This is a genomic window from Virgibacillus proomii, from assembly GCF_900162615.1.
Classification (GTDB): Bacteria; Bacillota; Bacilli; order Bacillales; family Amphibacillaceae; genus Virgibacillus; species Virgibacillus proomii.
The window spans coordinates 2381733-2399144 of sequence record NZ_FUFN01000010.1; the positions used below are offsets into that span (position 1 = coordinate 2381733).

Below are 17412 nucleotides of genomic sequence, written 5' to 3' on the forward strand. Positions count from 1 at the left end.
CTCCAAAATCTATTGTGTCCTTCATTTTTCACACGTTCAATTGCATTAATGATCAAAATTTACAACCATTTTATTATAACATAATTGCTATGCCTTTCAAGCATTTTCGATTCATTCTAGCTTTCTTCAATCACACTGGAATACAGCGTTTCACACTGTTCAATTTCCTCTATGTAATCATTTATATTCTGCTGTTCTTTACCAAGCCTATCATGAATATTTAAATACTTAGTGCCAATGGCTTTTAAAGCTGTGGCAATACTTTCTGCTTCCTTATTGGCTGGTAATATCGGAAACCTAACATAAATATAATGATATAACAACTGCTTCAACAGCTCATGCAAGGTAGGATTTTTTTGTTCTAAATCACTAATAAGTAACAATATTTCCCTTGCAAGTGCATGATTATGTATATCACCAATAGCTTGTGGTTTCAGTTGAATATTTTTTCCCCATTTATGTATTTCTACAGTTTCTTCATATTCAATGTCCTGAAGCCAAACGATAATAGCTGTTTTAATTACCGGATGTATATTATCTGCTGCCAAGAGAGCCAGTACATTTCTAGTAGGCTCACTTTTTGTTCTTCTTAATTCCTCTATCAAGCGCCACTGCTTTTGATAATCTTTAGCGGCAATCGCTTGTTCCAGATCATCTAAGTATGCTGTAGTGTGTTCGACAACGACATCAGCTTTCATTTTGCTACTCATTTCGTATAACTGATCAAATTGTTCCTTTAACACTGCTGGCAATTCTTGTTTTTCAAATTCTTCTTCGACCTGTTCCATCAGCAAATCATATTGGTTTGTTTGAAATAGAACTGTTAAATAAATATGTAAATAATGATAATAATATTTATCTTTTTGCTGCAGTACGTCTTCACATATTTCTTGAGCTTCTTTATACCGACCCAATTCAATTAAACAAATAAGCTTGCCGCTAATAATCTCATAGCTATTTACCTGATAGCTTAATAATTTATTTAATTTTTCAAGCGCTTCCTCGAACCTTCTTGCTTTAAGTGCTGCTAAGCTTTCTTCCTCTAAAACGTTGCGCCATTTCGGAAAAAGAATTACATTTTCCGGTTGCTGCATACTGTCCCTCCTTTCTATATTTATCATAACAGAATTTTAACTACTACGTACTAAATATTCTTTCCCTAAGCAAAGAAATTCGAAACCTTAATTCGATAATTTTTGAACCAATTTGGCTTAAAGTGCATATTCAAATGGAGTTAAAAGATCTGAGAAATTCACACATTTCGACAAGTAGAAGGTATACATTTAATAACATAACGGTAGATAATTAAGCAAATAACAAAAACGCAATCGCTCCAGAGATCTTCTAACGGATTAAGTTGAAACATCATCAAAGAGTGTTTTTTAGATCAAAGCCTAAGATCGGGGACGTTTTAAAAAATCATTATGTGTCGAATCTCGAAGCCTCCCTTGTCCGTGAAAAACATGCTGTACGCTGCCGATGCTTCTCCGTCCTTAAAAAACTGGGAAGTATGCTGTCGTACCAACTCTGTCCTTGAAAAATCGCGATGCCTATTCGAGAAGTCTTACTTGTCCTGTCGACCTAAAATAATCGGGGATGAGGAACCATTTCTCTCGCAATATCGTCGATCTAATATAAGATGTTTAAAGAAGGAGAAATACCAATCCTTACATAGGGAGTTTAACTTGCCACTCATGTCGTCTTATTTTCAGCTTAAAAATTTGATAATCTTTTGTACAAAGAAATTCTTTTCATCCTTCATTTATTAATACGTTTGCACTTGCTAGATAGATTCAAAAAAATCACAACTAATAAATAGAATGATATAATATATTTTATCATTTACAGTATAAACGAAAAACATTTGCTCTTCGTTAGTAAAATGGCTTATCCCTAACTGTTACAAAGGTTTTTTAATTACTCTAATACGTATAAGTGTGGGTTCAAAAAAGGTCGAGGTCAGCTAAGATCGCAGGTATCATTGAAAGATCGCAAAGTGTCGCTGCGATGTTTTCCTCCGTGAGGTATCCTGTCGAAGCTTTTCTAGGTTTTGTGAGCATGAAAATGTGCTTTTAGCATGGGGTGCTAAGAACAAGAAAGGAAAAAAGATAATGTGTTATAGGTAAGCTTTTTTCAATATCCACCTATACAGTTAACCTACTCTAATTTTTATACTTCTTACGTGTAATCAACCATTTAAATTATTTAGGAGGCAGGAAAGGAGAGAGAACGGATGCAAGAACAAATGGAGCGTATTTATCAACTAATTAAACTAAGTGAAAAGCTTAAGATGGAATTGCGACACAGCTGGTTATCCAATGGACGACAGGAAAGTGTAGCAGAACACACATGGCGACTATCCCTAATGGCGATTGTATTACAACCTTATTTAGAAAAAGACATACATATGGAAAAACTATTAAAAATGCTCATCATTCATGATTTAGTAGAAGCAGAGGCAAAGGATATTCCGGCCTTCGAAACGCTACATAACGAAGCACTCCGTTTACAAAAACAACAAAATGAACGCAAAGCCATAGAAAATATAAGAAGCATGCTACAGGATAAAGCTGGTGAGGAAATCTATCAGCTTTGGCTTGAGTTTGAAACGAAAGAGACATATGAGGCGAAAGTTGCTAATGCTTTAGATAAACTTGAAGTTCAAATTCAACATCTAGAAGCGGATATTCGTACATGGAAAGATATAGAATATGAAATGTGTTTTATGCTTGAAAAGCACACTAGTTTTAGCCCTATATTAAGCGAATTAAAAAGCCTTATCGAACAAGAAGCCAGAGAGAAAATATCGCAAGCAAAAGGACAGTATTTAACATAGGTCTTATGTTTAGATGGAAAATAGTCACTATAAGCAACTATATTAATGAAGTTTTTATGTTAATGCTAACTCTGATGAAATAGAAAGACATCTAAAACAACGTTGGTACAAGGGAAAATTTACTTTAACTTGTTAGAAAGTCATTGTAACCCAATTTTCCAGAAATCGTTATCCTGGAAAATTGGGTTCTTTTTCTATTGGATACTATAGGTAGCACGTTTTATCCTACTAATTGCCCCTCCTAATTAATATCTTGTGTTTTCATTTTATTCAATTCTTTTCTACTGCGTTCTTGTGTCTCTTTTTTCGCTTTTTGTGTTTGTTCTGCCAAAAAAAGTAATCCGATAATCGTAAGAATCAATGTAGCAATAAAATGTTCCATTTCCCCATGCACATTACTGCATCGCTGAAAGTACCAGTTTCCCATACTATTACGTCTTAAGGAAAGGAAACATTACAGTTACCAGCGCAAATAAACACAAGATCAATTTTATTCATTATATTTCTTTCTTCTTTATAATTTTCTATAATCTGTTTTGCGTCTTCGATCCGAATATGATTACCCATTAATAACTGCTTAATAAACTTAATAAAGGCTTCCTGATCCGCTGTTTCTGTTACTTTAATTTTTTCAATTCATCGATCCAATCTAATTCTTAAGTTGGATAGGATAGTTTTAAGAAGCCATTTAAAACAAACTTCTTAATACATTCAAGGTCTTCACTTTCTAGTTCTGCTATCCAATCCGGTAAGTCTTTCATCATCTCTCCACCACCTCTTTTTCTTGAACCACATCATATTTTTTTAAACTAAAATAATATACATTTTATCTACCGAGATATGTTTAAATTTTAGTTAACTATTTAGTTACTAGAACCGATAATAATAAAGTAAGACTTTGAAGTACCCGGAATATTCTTTCAATAACGAAATATAACGACCCAGTTTTGGGCTATGTTTAATCGCACCAATTGGATAAGAAACAAAAAAATCCTTAAACCTTAATCAAGACCATATAAGGAGGCTTATTCATGATAGAAACGATGTCAATATCCGATCTTATCAACGGCTACAGAAATAAAGAATTTTCGCCAACCGAGATTACAATGGAACAGCTAAAGAGAATAGATGAGGTCAACAAAACGGTTAATGCATTTATTACCGTTTCTCATGAGCAAGCTTTAGCTCAAGCTCGCATTGCTGAAAAAAACTGGCTGAATGGAGTGCAATTAAATGTGCTTCAAGGGGTACCGATATCGTTTAAAGATTTAATTTTTACAAAAGGAATAAAAACGACAAGCGGTTCGTACATTTTTAAAGATTTCATCCCAAAGGAGGATGCCTCTATTGTGAATAAAATCACAAGAGCGAGTGCAATTAATTTAGGGAAAACAAATTTACATGAATTTGCTTTTGGCATCACTTCAAACAATCCATTTTATGGTGCAGTAAAAAATCCATGGAAACTCGATCACATCCCGGGAGGGTCTAGTGGTGGGTCAGCTGCTGCTGTCGCTGCTGGCTTAGGCTTTGCTTCCATTGGTACTGATACAGGAGGTTCAATCCGCATTCCTGCTTCTGCTTGTGGAATAGTCGGGCTCAAGCCTACTAGACAAAAGATAAAAACAAATGGAGTACAGGGAATATCATGGACATTAGACCATGTTGGCCCTATGACACAAAACATCACAGATTTAGCCATTGTTATGTACGGATTAACAGATAGATTGTATCTTGAACATTGTCAAACCGATATTAAAGGGATGCGCATCGGTGTTTCTACTAAATATTTTACCGAATATTTAGAGCCAGAAATCCGTACTTCCTATCAAAAAGCCCTCCAAAAACTAGAAAATCTCGGTGCGATTCTTATGGAAATAGGGCTGCCATCTGTGCAAGAAGCTAGCGACCAAGTATTTCCGATCGCACTAGTTGAAGGAGCATATACACATGAAAAAAATCTTATTGGTAAGTTGAATCAATTCGGCGAAGATGTAAAAACACATCTACAACGAGGTAAAGCCATCCCTGCAGTAAATTATCTAAAAGCCCTAGATTGGCAAAAGATAGCAACGAGTGAAGTTGACGAAGTTCTCATGGAGGTCGATATTATCGCAACACCTACTTTGCCTGCTAGCCCTAAACCAATTCATACAGAATCCATTGAAATCGATGGTTTAGAAGAAGATATCTTCACATCTCTAACTAGATTTACTCGCTTATTTAGCTTAACTGGTCATCCCGCATTATCGCTTCCTATGGGGTTAACGGATGATGGATTACCAATCGGACTTCAACTTGTAAGTAAATATAACTATGAATCCCTATTAATTCGTGCAGGATTTGCTTTTGAGCAAGCATATTTACAAGATTTTTACGACAAGCGATCTGCTGTTGCTAAAAGTCTTTAGAATGGAGTAAACAATATGAAGAATACGGAACAAATTAATTCTGCTGTACTGCGTAATGTAGTTGAGACTGCACCATTCATGACAGAGTTGTTACAAAACGAGAATATACTTGTTGGTGTTGTAGATTTAGAAAAATACTTATATTATGCACCAGGTAAAACACTTGATGCGAAAGTAAATACCGGAGATCCATTTTATGATCATGATTTATTTGGACAAGTAATTCACAACCGAAAACGCACGATTATTAAAACTCCACCAGAATACGGAGAACCATTTAAAGGTGTTGGCATTCCAATATTCGATAACAGTGAACTGGTAGGCTGTCTAGGTATTGGAATCAGTTTAGATCAAGAGTACCAATTCCTTGAAATTATACATTCTTTGGAAGGTCTGTCCGATCATATCCAAGGAAGAGCACATAATATGCTCTCCCAAACGGAAGAACTATCAGCAACTGTTCAGGAGATTGCTGCACATTCCGAAAGCGTCAAACAGAATTCCGGGGAAATTAATGAAGTGACTCAATTTATCAATAATGTTTCCGAACAATCGAATTTGCTTGGTCTTAATGCAGCGATTGAAGCAGCTAGAGCTGGAGAACAGGGACGCACTTTTTCAGTCGTTGCTAAAGAAATCCGGAAGATGGCAAAAGACTCTTCTCACGCAACAGATAAAATTAAAACTGTTATTGACGATATTATGCAAAATATTGAACAGACATCTGAACAATTAACAGACATAGCCCAAGCCGTTCAAAGCCAAGAAGCCGAAGCCGAGATCTTTTCACAAATGACCGAAGAATTAAATGAGATGACAAATAAATTAAAAACCCATATTGAAGTACTAACCAATGAAATTAATTAACATATATTTTTTTAAAGAGCACTAAAGCTTAATTTAAGCTTTAGTGCTCTTTTCGATTGCGTATCTATTTTCACATTTTTACTAAAATAACAAATATAATTATTCTACCGGTAAGTGTTGACAAATCTGATGTAAGTTTATATAATGATTCTTGTCGGTAAAAAACGGCAGTCATTCAAACTTAATACTATTTCAATGCGGGTGTAGTTTAATGGTAAAACCTCAGCCTTCCAAGCTGATGACGAGGGTTCGATTCCCTTCACCCGCTCCATATATTATTTGTCCCAGTAGCTCAGCTGGATAGAGCAACAGCCTTCTAAGCTGTGGGTCGGGAGTTCGAATCTCTCCTGGGACGTATTGAGGAACCCTTGTGAGCACTATGTTTACAAGGGTTTTTATTTTGTTAAGTGAGGTACGTAAATTCTAAAAAGATACCAATAGGATACCGATTTGCTCATGATTTAAAAACACTTCCTTAAACTTCCTTATTATAGACCTTAGACAAACAAATACATCTAGCTTGATGATTAGGTCACGTTAATTTCAGAGATTTTTTTAACAGTTTTAAAACCGGAAAAAGCTTGTCATATCAAGCATCTATAGCTTTCTGTTTGTTTTATGGTTTGTAGAATAATATATTCTCCCCCGCTCATTTTAGGGGAGGTTTTTTATAAAGTGTGGATAGTCGTATCGTATCTTAATTTTAAACGCCCAAAAAGAAAAGGCATTTAAAACCTTCTCTTAATTTATCAACACTACGATAATACATACGCATATTTATCTCCATCTCCAGTAAACATCCCTTCAGGATAAACTGCTGGTATAACTATTCCTTTTTTTCCTTGAATTTCTTTATATTCTTATTAAGTAATATCTTCCATTTACCTTACACACCAATTATCAAACGTGTTGCGTTCACCCTCAGCAAAATGTTGCCCATAAAGTCCGGGTAGCTGATCCAGTGAAATCTATGAATTTGAAGAAGGCAACACCGAACCTTACGCTTATAGCTTCACACTGAAATACAATAATTAAGATGTATAGTTACCTTCATAAATACTACTATTGTCACGCCTTGTTATGTATAAATTTAACAACTAAACAAATTCCTTTAACCATGATTATGATAAGGATTATATTTTCCTCTATATTTTTACGACAAAAATAACCAAAAGGTAATTAGTCCCTTTATAAAACTTAATAACGTTCTCCATAGATGTGAGAAAAAAAGTTAAACTGAACTAAAGCTAGATAGCGTAAGGAGAGTTACCTTTTACAAATAAAATTTAACCAAAGTATATAAATTTTACTGTAAGACATATTATTTTTGAACCTTCACCTTAATCATTCTCTTTTTCTACGTATAGCTATTCAACAAAAAGACATATTCTTGTGAATTTTATAAACGCTACAATGGAGCAAAAAAATAACAAGCGCCATTTCAAAAGTACCCTATAGATTATCTTCATCATTGTCGTTCTCTTGTTGTTGTTCAGATGGTTCTTACGTTGGATCTGGCTCATTTTTAGTCTACACCATCACATCCAAATAAAAAAGCTATAGACACAATAGCTGAAAAAAGTCCAAGTAAATATTTTTTATTCCTCACATAAATTCTCCTTTCAAATTTAATCATAAATTAGGCTAACCAAAATTTTTAGCTTTAATCATCAAGTTAAAAAGTGGAAGACCGTTTCAGTATAATTTTGATGAATTTATTAAAACTATTACTGTTTGTATTATTTTTAGGACTAAAAAACAAAATAATAAAAAAGGTGGTGAGTTTTGATGAATAACAATAGAAGTATAATGACTTCTTTAGTTACTGTAGGTGCAATTGGTGCAGTTATATATGGTGTTTCAAGAGGTATACAAAACGGAACTTTTCAACGGTGGCAACAAACCCTTTCTAATGCAATGAACAATCCACAAGTCCAACAATTAATGCAACCTTTAAATAACATGACAAATAACCAAGGTATGCAACAAACGACATCTAACTTACAAAGCGGAATAAATAACGGACAACAACAATAGCAACAATTTAAATTGATTTAAAGTAAAGGATGGTTAACAATTACATGACCATCCTTTACAAGAGCTTCCAAACAGATTGTAGGATTTACTTTATTTATTGCACATCATTTTTATACACCCACCAAAGAGTATCTCCTTTTTTTACTGTATAGATGCCTTTGCCTTTACCTGGGTTAGGAACCGCCTTTCTTAAGCTTAAGTTTAAATAATCAGCCATACCGTCAGCTATAGCCCGCCCAGCTTTTTTTCAACACTTCTTTGTTACGCAGCTTCTTAATGCTGATCGCGGAATCCGTATAGCCCGCCCACTGTCAGAATAGCGTGCATCTTAGATTCACATAACACATGAAAATTAGCCTTTTTAAGATCTCTATCTCTTAAATCATAAGCCTTAACAATACGTTTATGCATTTTACTGGCAAGATTTTCGGTGCTTGGATGATTACCTCAATAAGTATATGTTTCTGTACTTGTCCAAGAACCCCATTTACCTGTATTAGCGTTATAACATAAATTAGCACCCCAAGCATTTGCCTTGTTAGTTCGCTCAGTAAAGGTAAATCACGCTTCCTGTTGGGTCGTCTAAACAAGAACCTCTACATTCTCTTAGTTTCATCTGCCCAAGTATCTCTCTTAGCTCACCACCAACAATATTAATATCTTTGACCTCTTCAATTGTCATTCCTTCTTCAAGTTTATTAAAAGCTTCTTGGTAATTTTCACCGTTTTTTCTTCATCATCTGAACAAGCAACCAAAGCAAAAGTTATCATACCCATTTCTTTTCATTCTCTTCCCCTCCATCAATATGTATACACTTATTATGATAAGATAAAGTTGGAAAAGTTAAAGACATCCCTTATACAAATTCTTTATATATTAATTAACTATTGAATCTCACCATTAATATTAACTCGGCCTGCATTCATTGCTCCAGTCACCCCAACCACCTATTTCCAACTCATCTACTGCATCCGAATCATTGTCTTGTATCGCTGTAAATACCGCCATCCATGCTGTTGATGGATCTAGGTATTTGTCAGTAAAGTTCGTCGCTTCGTATAATTCTTTTAATCTACGATCTAGCTCAGCATATTTCTCTTTCCTTTTCTTCTATTTCAGTCGTACCCCCTACTTCTTCTCTTACCCTCAATTGAGGTAATTTTTTAAAGAAGATAGAAAACCATATAAAAAATATGGGATAAAGCCTTAATTAAGCATAAAATTTTATAAGGAGAAACATTGCGGAGAAATAAAATATTAATTCGAAGAACAAATTAGAATGGGCATGGCATATGAAGAATCACATTTAGGTTTACTTATCTTATTTCTAACAATCTGATAACTATTACCAAGAAATATTGCTAATTATGCAATTACGTGATAACATAATTGCATAATTACAATATATTACAATTGCGTAATTACTAAAAGCATATAAAATCTAAAGGTGGGATAATATGATTGATATGAGAAGTGATACCATAACAAGGCCAACAGGAGAAATGCGTGAAATAATTAAAAGAGCTAAAGTGGGAGATGATTGCTACCTTGAGGATACCAGTGTTAACAATTTAGAGGACTATTGTAAAGATGTTTTTAAGGTGGAAGGAGCACTATTTGTTCCTAGTGGAACAATGGCTAATCAAATAGCTATTAAAGCTATAGTTGATGAGGGTAATGAAATTATTACGGAAGCAAATTATCACATTAACTTTTATGAAAGTGCTTCAACAGCAATTCTAAGTAGAGCTGTATTAAATTGCATTAGAAAAGCTGATGGAATAATTACAAGAGAAGATGTGGAAGTTTTAATAAAATCTAAACCAAGAGGTCCTAATTATTCAAAACCTCAGCTAGTTACAATCGAAAACACGATTAATAATTATCAAGGGAAGATTTTTCCTTTAGAGGAAATCACGTCCTTACATAATTTTACACAAGACCTAGGATTAACACTACATATGGATGGTGCCAGATTATTTAATGCGCATGTGGCAACAGGAATACCTTTGTGGGAATACGCAAGTAATGTTGATACCTTAACTGTTTGTTTCTCAAAAGGTCTTGGAGCGCCTTTTGGTTCGATGTTAATGGGAAGCAATAGTTTTATAGAATCGGCAAGAAAAGTCAGGAAACAATTTGGTGGTGGTTTACATCAAATAGGCATGTTTGCGGCTGCTGCAAAATATGCTATGGAAAATTATCTAAAGAAAATTAAATTTGATCATCAATTAACCAAAGAAATGGCTATATTATTAAATGATATCCCCCTTATAAAAATAGATTTAAAGAGCATAGAAACAAATATGATTTTCTTTAGTATAAGTGAAATAACAAATAACATGAATAAATTTGTGGAATTATGTAAGGATAATGGATTGTTAATTTTTCCATGGTTGCCGGAAGTTGTGAGGATTGTAATCAATAAACATATATCAAGGGAAGACATATATGAAGCTGTAAAGATAATTAAATTTGTCGTAGAGGAACTCTCTGGGGTACGTTCCTATGCGTAAGTTATTTAACAATGAAAGTTTTATAAGTTTCTTAATACGAGTTTTTAATTCGGTCGGATTTTTTATGTTTATCCCTTTATTATCCCTTTGGCTCATGGATGCAAAAACTATTGGTATAGGAAAGGCTAGTATAATTGTGGCTTCTTTTACTTTTGTATCTAAAGCTGGAAATGCTTTGGTTGGTGGGGTGATAAATAAGGTAGGTTTGAAGCTGAGCTTGATTATTGGCTTATTTGGTTCCTCAATTATCCTGTTATTAGTTACAATAAGTGAAATGTATATATTAATATTTATTTTAATGTTAACTTTAGGTTTGTTTATTTCATTATATAACATATCACTTAAAACACATATCTCATTAATGGAGGAATCTGAAAGAATCAATGCTTATGCCTTATTAAATATTGCGGTAAATGTTGGAGCGTCTCTTGGTCCTTTATTAGGTGGATTAATATTAGATTGGAATCCGAAGTATTTGTTATTAGCAAGCATGTTTAATTATATACTAGCAGGTTTTATAACGCTGTTTTTACCTGAAGTCAAATTAGAAATAAATAAAAATTCGAATGATGGAAAATACACTTTAGAGAATAGAAATAAGGGAATTAATAATTTTATAAAATTCGCCTTATTTTCTTCTGTTTTTTGGCTCTTGTATACTCAATTAATGACAACTTTTCCTGTTGTTTTTTCGCATTATTTTACAGGTAAAACTATAGGATTTTTCTTAACTATAAATGCTATTACAATAATCCTTATTCAAGGTTTCTATCCAAGAATACAACCATATTTTAAAAATGAATTATGGTATTCATTGGCCTTTGTATTAATAAGTATTTCATTTTTTTTATTATGGTTAAAACCAACTTTTCCATTAGTACTGTTAGCTATTATAATATTTAGTGTTAGCGAAGTTATTTGGGTGCCGATGTTAGATAGTGAACTAGTAAAAAATAAAGGTAGTCTAAGTGCACCGTGGGCATTTGGCTTTGCTGGGATCTTTTGGGGGATTGGTGAATCACTAGGAAGTTTCTTAGGATTGAATATTTATCATTACTTTTATAGAGATGCCTTTTTAATCCTGACATTTTTATCATTGCTGATCTTTGTTATATATATAATTAATGTAAAAGTAAAAAATAATAAATCCCAAAATGGTAGGGGAGGAGAAGAAAAACATGAAAAGCCTTTTATTTCTTGAAACTAATAGCACAGGAACAGGATCAAAGGCGATGAAGATTGCAAAAGAATTTGGTTTTAAAGTTCACTTTTGGACTATTGGTTTTGAACAGTATTCCTCTATGAACGAAGAGGAACATCCGAAAAATATTTGTGACGAATTTTTGGTTATTGACACTTATGATGTTAAAAAAATGATAAAAATAATCAAAGATAGGGGACTGAATTTTTCTGGGGTTTTGGCATTTGATGATTATCATCTATATTCTGCAGCTGCAATTGCAAAGGAGTTCAGTTTACCTGGACACTCTTTACAATCTTTAGAGCGTGTGCGTAATAAAGGAATAATGCGGGAGTATCTTTCTAACAGTCAGTTTGAATTAATTTTGCAACCAAAGTATTATATTATTTCTTCCTTAGAAGATCTCAAAATGAAGGAAATATCATTTCCTTGTATTATCAAGCCTGTAGATGATAGTGGCAGTAACGGAGTGTCAATATGTGCTAATAAAAAACAGTTAAAAAAAGCGTTAATTGAAGAGATGAAGCGAAAAGTGAATGAGCGAGGATATCATTTAAAAAACGAATGGATAGTTGAAGAACTCTTAAAGGGCAATGAGTATTCTGCTGAAATGATATATTCTAATGGTAAATGGAAATTAATCTCCATTACAGAGAAGGAAACTTTTGGTAATCATTCAGTAGAATGTGGTCATGTAACTGGATTATTAGATTTTTCATTTGATGATTTAGAGTATAGAATATCAATGTTATTAAATTTATTTGGGCTTGACTATGGAGCCGCACATGTTGAGTTCTTTATAAACGATGAAATTTTATATCTTGTAGAGATAAACCCTAGGTTAGCTGGAGATTTAATACCAGAATTGGTGGAAATAGCCACCGGAATTAATATGGTAAAAGAAACAGTAGCTCAATCTGTAAAAGAATATACATGTATAGAACATACAAAGATGAAATTTGCTGCTATACAGTTTTTTCTACCCACTCGGATAGGTAAATATAAAAGTGTAAATAAAATAGATGAATTGAAACAAATCGATGGTTTTGTAAGGATTAGTTTAAACCAATTACCTTATATATCAAATGGTGTTAAAAGTAGTTATGATAGGCTAGGGTATGTCATTACTAGTGGCGAGACAAAAGAAAAAGCGGTTAACAGTGCAAAAAAGGCAATTAACATGTTAGAGTGGAGTGTTATAGATGAATAGAATTTTAGTTTTATTGGGTGCAAGTAAACTTGGCATAACTAATGGGATAAAATTAGGTTTTAAAGTAATTATTATAAGTGATCGTGATAAATATATTTCATCTGAAATCACAAAATTAGTAGAAGAAATATATTTCGTAAAAAGTCTGGATAATGAAGGTGAAGTATTTCAGAAGGTTAGACATATAATGAATCTTTATAAAAGGATTGATCTTATACTAAGTTTTACAGAGCTGGGTTTAAGGACTGCTTCTTATATTAGTTATGAATTAAATTTACCAACAAATCCTACTAAGATTATTGATTATACAAGAAATAAAGCACTTATGAGAGAAAAATTTTTAAAAAATGATGAATTGAAACTAGATTACAATGTAGGGTATATCCACGAATTTAAAGTTGATAAATTACCTATGTGTCTTCCTTTTATAGTTAAACCTCTTGACGGTTTTGGTAGCAAGAATGTTTTCCTTATAAATCATATTGATGAATGGAAAGAATGGTATGTAAAAGGCAATAGAGATTATCCTAATATAAAATGGATATTAGAACCATTTATAGATGGTCCTGAATATAGTGTGGAAACAGTATCCTCAAATGGTAATCATTTTATTTTAGGGGTTACAAAAAAAGAAACAACAGGGAGTCCTAATTTTATTGAAATAGGCCATTCTGTACCTGGGATAACTAGTTGGGATTTTTATAAAAAAGCTTTAGACATAACAGAAACATCTTTGAATGTTATGGGGATTCAATATGGACCAGGTCATATAGAAATAAAATGGGATAACAAAGAAAGTAAATTTGTAATTATAGAAATGCATACAAGACCAGGTGGTGATTATATACCTTACTTACACACATTATCATCCGGAATTGATCAATATGAAATGGGAATACGATCATACTATGATTCTTCAGTTTTAGAAACAACATTACCTACTAGTAAAAAACATAGTATGGTTAAATTTTTAACATTTCCAGAGGGGGTTTTGCTAGGAAAAGGTTTTGTTAAAGAAAAAAAAGATGTTGGAATAAAAGATTGGGATATATATTATAAAATAGGAGATAGAATTATTAAGACAATTGATTCTTACAGTCGAGCTGGACATATTATCGTTAGTACCGATTCTAAACAAAATAGTGCAAACTTATTACAGGCTTTCGAGGAAAATTTGATTGTTAAAATTGGCTCTTCGTCAAAATCTAATGCTGACATTGAAGAGTAAGTATCAATAAATGAAAAAACACCTGAAACCCTGCTATAGTGAAAGTAGAAAACAAACCCACATAGCGAGGTGTTACAAGTGCATTTTTATTAATGAATAAATTATTAAATATTCCAGAGATCGCGTTCATAATATGACATTTGATGATCAAGACAAAATCGTTGATTGTAATATAGCTTACATGCAAGACATTGCTTAATTACGTTAACATAGATTTTGGTGTTGAACCTTAAAATAATATAGGAAAGTATGTGTTTTAAATGGCAGTTTTTACAGTAGGTATTGTAAATAAAGAACCTAAAATAGAAATACAAGTTTCACCTCTATTTGAAATGATGGCTTGTTTAAGATATTGTCATTTGAATAAAGGAGGTAAACAAGAAGATTTAAAAAAATTCTATAATAATCATCAAAAATTATTATTCAAGTTCTATGGCAATTTTGAATATGGAGCGCAATTAGCTGAATGTATATTGGGTTTAAAAAATGAAGAACATACATTTGAAAATTTGATGAAGTATCTTAAAAGTGTAAAAAGGGAGGAATTTTTATATTACTTATTAGGAAGGTATTTGAGTATTAATGAAATTAAAAAAATATTGGATAATGAGAAATCTCCAAGCGACATAATACAGCAAAAAATTAGAAATCTTAAAGGAAATATTAATAAAGAACAATTAGATTTCGTAAAAAACTATGAAGATGAGTTTAGTGATTTGTTTAAACTTTGGAATAATTTCTATAAAAATGTATTTAGGGATATAGAACTAGACCTAGAGAGTAAATGGATCCAGAGCAATAACTTACTTATGAAGGATTTATTGGAGTCGGATTTGAATCAACTTATATCAAAGTTATTATATGGAAACCAAATGCCAAAGCAATTCCCGGATAGTGATATTAAATTAATTCGTTTTATTCCTTCATTTTTTGTTACACCTAGATTTATTACAATATGGGGATTTGGCGAACTAAATATAGTATATGATATGTCTTTATATTTAAATAAAAAGAATATAACATATAATCAAAAAAAAGATGAGGAAAAATCACTTAAACAAATGTCTGAAATTGGAAAATCACTTTCTGAGTTAGGCAGGTTAAAAATTCTTTCTTTAATTTCTAGTAAACCTAAAATAAAATCACAAGAAATAGCTCAAAGAATGGGAATCACTACTGCGACAGTTTCAAGACATTTATCTATACTTAAAAATAATAATTTAATAATTGAAAGAAAAGAAAATGGGTATAATATTTACAATGTAAATATAGATGAGTTTGAAAAGTATTTCAATAATATAAGAAGAAAAATTTTAAAGTAGTCCCTCTATATTAGAGGTATATAATTGATTAAATTATATTAAAAGTGGATGCAGTACACTAGCGTTACAGTTTTTATGGTATTATTGTCCATGTAATGCTCTCCTTATAATTAGGATTTGGACAGGTCTATCATACCCTAATTATAAGGTTTTTTTATGTTTTTTTAGTTAAAATTTCCATCATTCATAAAATCGATATAACTTTTTTAATTCACCTTTTGCTTAGAGACTTTTTGCAATGCTAGTGAGCCAGTCTATTGGATTTCCTAATGTTATTGTTTTCAGGAGCTACATTGCCGTACGAAGCAATGCCTGTGGTCCTCTCAAAAATTCTCAAATATTTCACCACTTACACAAGGAATAATGCTATTAAAAGCTAATATCATTAGGTTTACTTATCAACAGTATTCAGGTATCAATTATAATTATGAGCTTACTTGTAATAATTTGTATAAACATTTCAATAAAATATTTTAATTGGTGAAAAAAGCAAATTATCACCCATAGTTAACTGTTATATTGCCGGGTAATTTGTTTACCCCCATAAGAATTTCTTCATAAAAGCAACGATTTTGAATCTACTATTGAGGTTGATGCGAATGAGTTGATTTTACATACCTAGTGATTATTTAAGAATATATTTATGCTTAACAGCAATATTATTTGTTCAAAGTTATTTTCATTCGGCCTTTCTAACAGTTATAATGTGTAGTGTCATTAAACTGAAAGTCTCTTTATTCCTATCCCAAAAGTTTTTTAAACTTTTGGGATAGGATTTCTATCTATTATTTTCATCGTTATTGTTCTCCTGCTGCTGTTCAGACGGTTCTTCTGTTGGATCCGGTTCATCTTCATCGACTCCGTCACATCCAAACAATAAAGCTAACGACATAACGCTCGATAAAAACCCAAGAAAAAATTTTTTATTCTTCAAGCTAATTCTCCTTTCAAAATTGATCATGTTTAGCTTAACCAATTTTCATAAGAATACGCACAATCTAGAGATAGGGAAAATTATTCCTGAATATTATAAGAGAATGTATTAATAATATCACTGTTACAATTACAACATTCTAGGAAATTTTTTAAAACAAGGTTGTGATTTCAAAAATAATCGTAGAAAGAGGTGTTCGAAACGGAACATTTCAACGCTGGCAGCAAACTATTTCTAATGCAATGAACCTCCGCAAATTCAACAAATGATGCAGCCTTTAAAGAACAGGATAAATAATCAAGGAATGCAACAAATGTCCACTAACTTACAAAGTGGAATAACGAACGAGCAACAAGCAAATAGTAACAATGCAAATTGAATTAACGTAAAGGATGGCTGATTCATGATCATCCTTTATTATCCCATATCTAACTTTCCCTAGAGTCCCACTTTAAATAATAAAAAAACCCGAGAAATGCGCCAAAATGTCCTATTCGTTCTATTGTCAAAAAAAGAAAGACTTCCTGATTAGATGATTAGACATCGCTCCATAAAAATGTTCTTTCTTCAAGGGGAGGAAGAAAGTTTCGGTACGAATATATCATTTTTTCAAAACAAGGAAAACGCCCCACCCTTACACATTGCGCGAAGAAAATGTCTTCTTTTTCAAGTACACCTGAGATTTTGCCCTTTATTCCACTACAAAAGGAAAAACTCCAATAAACGAACTTTCTCTTTGCCCTTTTTCCCTTGCCTATCCCTAGAAAAACTCCACTAATATCACCCTCTCCTAATCAAATATCTTACACTGCATCAAGTTATTTTTTCTTCACGCCAGATATAAAAATT

The 17412-nt window shown here is 32.4% G+C and carries 12 protein-coding genes and 2 tRNA genes; 11 read left to right on the forward strand and 3 right to left on the reverse strand.

The window, feature by feature from the left end; genetic code table 11:
* Positions 1-116: 116 nt before the first annotated feature.
* Complete coding sequence (locus tag BN1066_RS18560; protein WP_077321175.1) at positions 117-1094, reverse strand: tetratricopeptide repeat protein; 978 nt, start codon at positions 1092-1094, stop codon at positions 117-119.
* 1139 nt (positions 1095-2233) lie between these two features.
* Here BN1066_RS18560 and BN1066_RS18565 point away from each other — a divergent pair.
* On the forward strand, positions 2234-2836 hold the full coding sequence (locus BN1066_RS18565; protein ID WP_425445289.1) for an HD domain-containing protein: 603 nt from the start codon (positions 2234-2236) through the stop codon (positions 2834-2836).
* Between the two features lie 241 nt (positions 2837-3077).
* Here BN1066_RS18565 and BN1066_RS18570 read toward each other — a convergent pair whose 3' ends face one another.
* On the reverse strand, positions 3078-3263 hold the full coding sequence (locus tag BN1066_RS18570) for a hypothetical protein (RefSeq protein ID WP_077321177.1): 186 nt from the start codon (positions 3261-3263) through the stop codon (positions 3078-3080).
* A 604-nt stretch (positions 3264-3867) separates the two neighbouring features.
* Between BN1066_RS18570 and BN1066_RS18580 the strand changes: the two genes are divergently transcribed.
* The 10 genes from BN1066_RS18580 to BN1066_RS18625 all read left to right on the forward strand — a co-directional run bounded on the left by BN1066_RS18580 (position 3868) and on the right by BN1066_RS18625 (position 15629).
* Complete coding sequence (locus BN1066_RS18580) at positions 3868-5247, forward strand: amidase (protein ID WP_077321179.1); 1380 nt, start codon at positions 3868-3870, stop codon at positions 5245-5247.
* Positions 5248-5262: 15 nt separating this feature from the next.
* Positions 5263-6114 carry a methyl-accepting chemotaxis protein gene (locus BN1066_RS18585; RefSeq protein WP_077321181.1) on the forward strand — a complete coding sequence of 284 codons (852 nt, stop codon included), beginning with the start codon at positions 5263-5265 and terminating at the stop codon, positions 6112-6114.
* 197 nt (positions 6115-6311) lie between these two features.
* Positions 6312-6385 (forward strand) — tRNA-Gly (locus tag BN1066_RS18590).
* A 10-nt stretch (positions 6386-6395) separates the two neighbouring features.
* Positions 6396-6469 (forward strand) — tRNA-Arg (locus tag BN1066_RS18595).
* Positions 6470-7902: 1433 nt separating this feature from the next.
* Positions 7903-8151, forward strand: a complete 249-nt coding sequence (locus BN1066_RS18600; RefSeq protein ID WP_077321182.1) for a hypothetical protein — start codon at positions 7903-7905, stop codon at positions 8149-8151.
* A gap of 1458 nt (positions 8152-9609) precedes the next feature.
* Positions 9610-10668 carry a threonine aldolase family protein gene (locus tag BN1066_RS18605; protein WP_077321184.1) on the forward strand — a complete coding sequence of 353 codons (1059 nt, stop codon included), beginning with the start codon at positions 9610-9612 and terminating at the stop codon, positions 10666-10668.
* A complete protein-coding gene (locus tag BN1066_RS18610) occupies positions 10661-11869 on the forward strand; it encodes an MFS transporter (protein WP_077321186.1) in 1209 nt (402 codons plus the stop codon). Before BN1066_RS18605 ends, BN1066_RS18610 begins: the two co-directional genes overlap by 8 nt.
* A complete protein-coding gene (locus tag BN1066_RS18615) occupies positions 11847-13079 on the forward strand; it encodes an ATP-grasp domain-containing protein (protein ID WP_077321187.1) in 1233 nt (410 codons plus the stop codon). Before BN1066_RS18610 ends, BN1066_RS18615 begins: the two co-directional genes overlap by 23 nt.
* Positions 13072-14307: an ATP-grasp domain-containing protein gene (locus BN1066_RS18620; protein ID WP_077321189.1), complete on the forward strand. Its 1236-nt coding sequence runs from the start codon at positions 13072-13074 to the stop codon at positions 14305-14307. Before BN1066_RS18615 ends, BN1066_RS18620 begins: the two co-directional genes overlap by 8 nt.
* Positions 14308-14567: 260 nt before the next feature.
* Positions 14568-15629 carry an ArsR/SmtB family transcription factor gene (locus BN1066_RS18625; protein ID WP_077321191.1) on the forward strand — a complete coding sequence of 354 codons (1062 nt, stop codon included), beginning with the start codon at positions 14568-14570 and terminating at the stop codon, positions 15627-15629.
* A 778-nt stretch (positions 15630-16407) separates the two neighbouring features.
* Here BN1066_RS18625 and BN1066_RS20400 read toward each other — a convergent pair.
* Positions 16408-16563 carry a hypothetical protein gene (locus tag BN1066_RS20400; protein WP_179104433.1) on the reverse strand — a complete coding sequence of 52 codons (156 nt, stop codon included), beginning with the start codon at positions 16561-16563 and terminating at the stop codon, positions 16408-16410.
* Positions 16564-17412 lie beyond the last annotated feature (849 nt).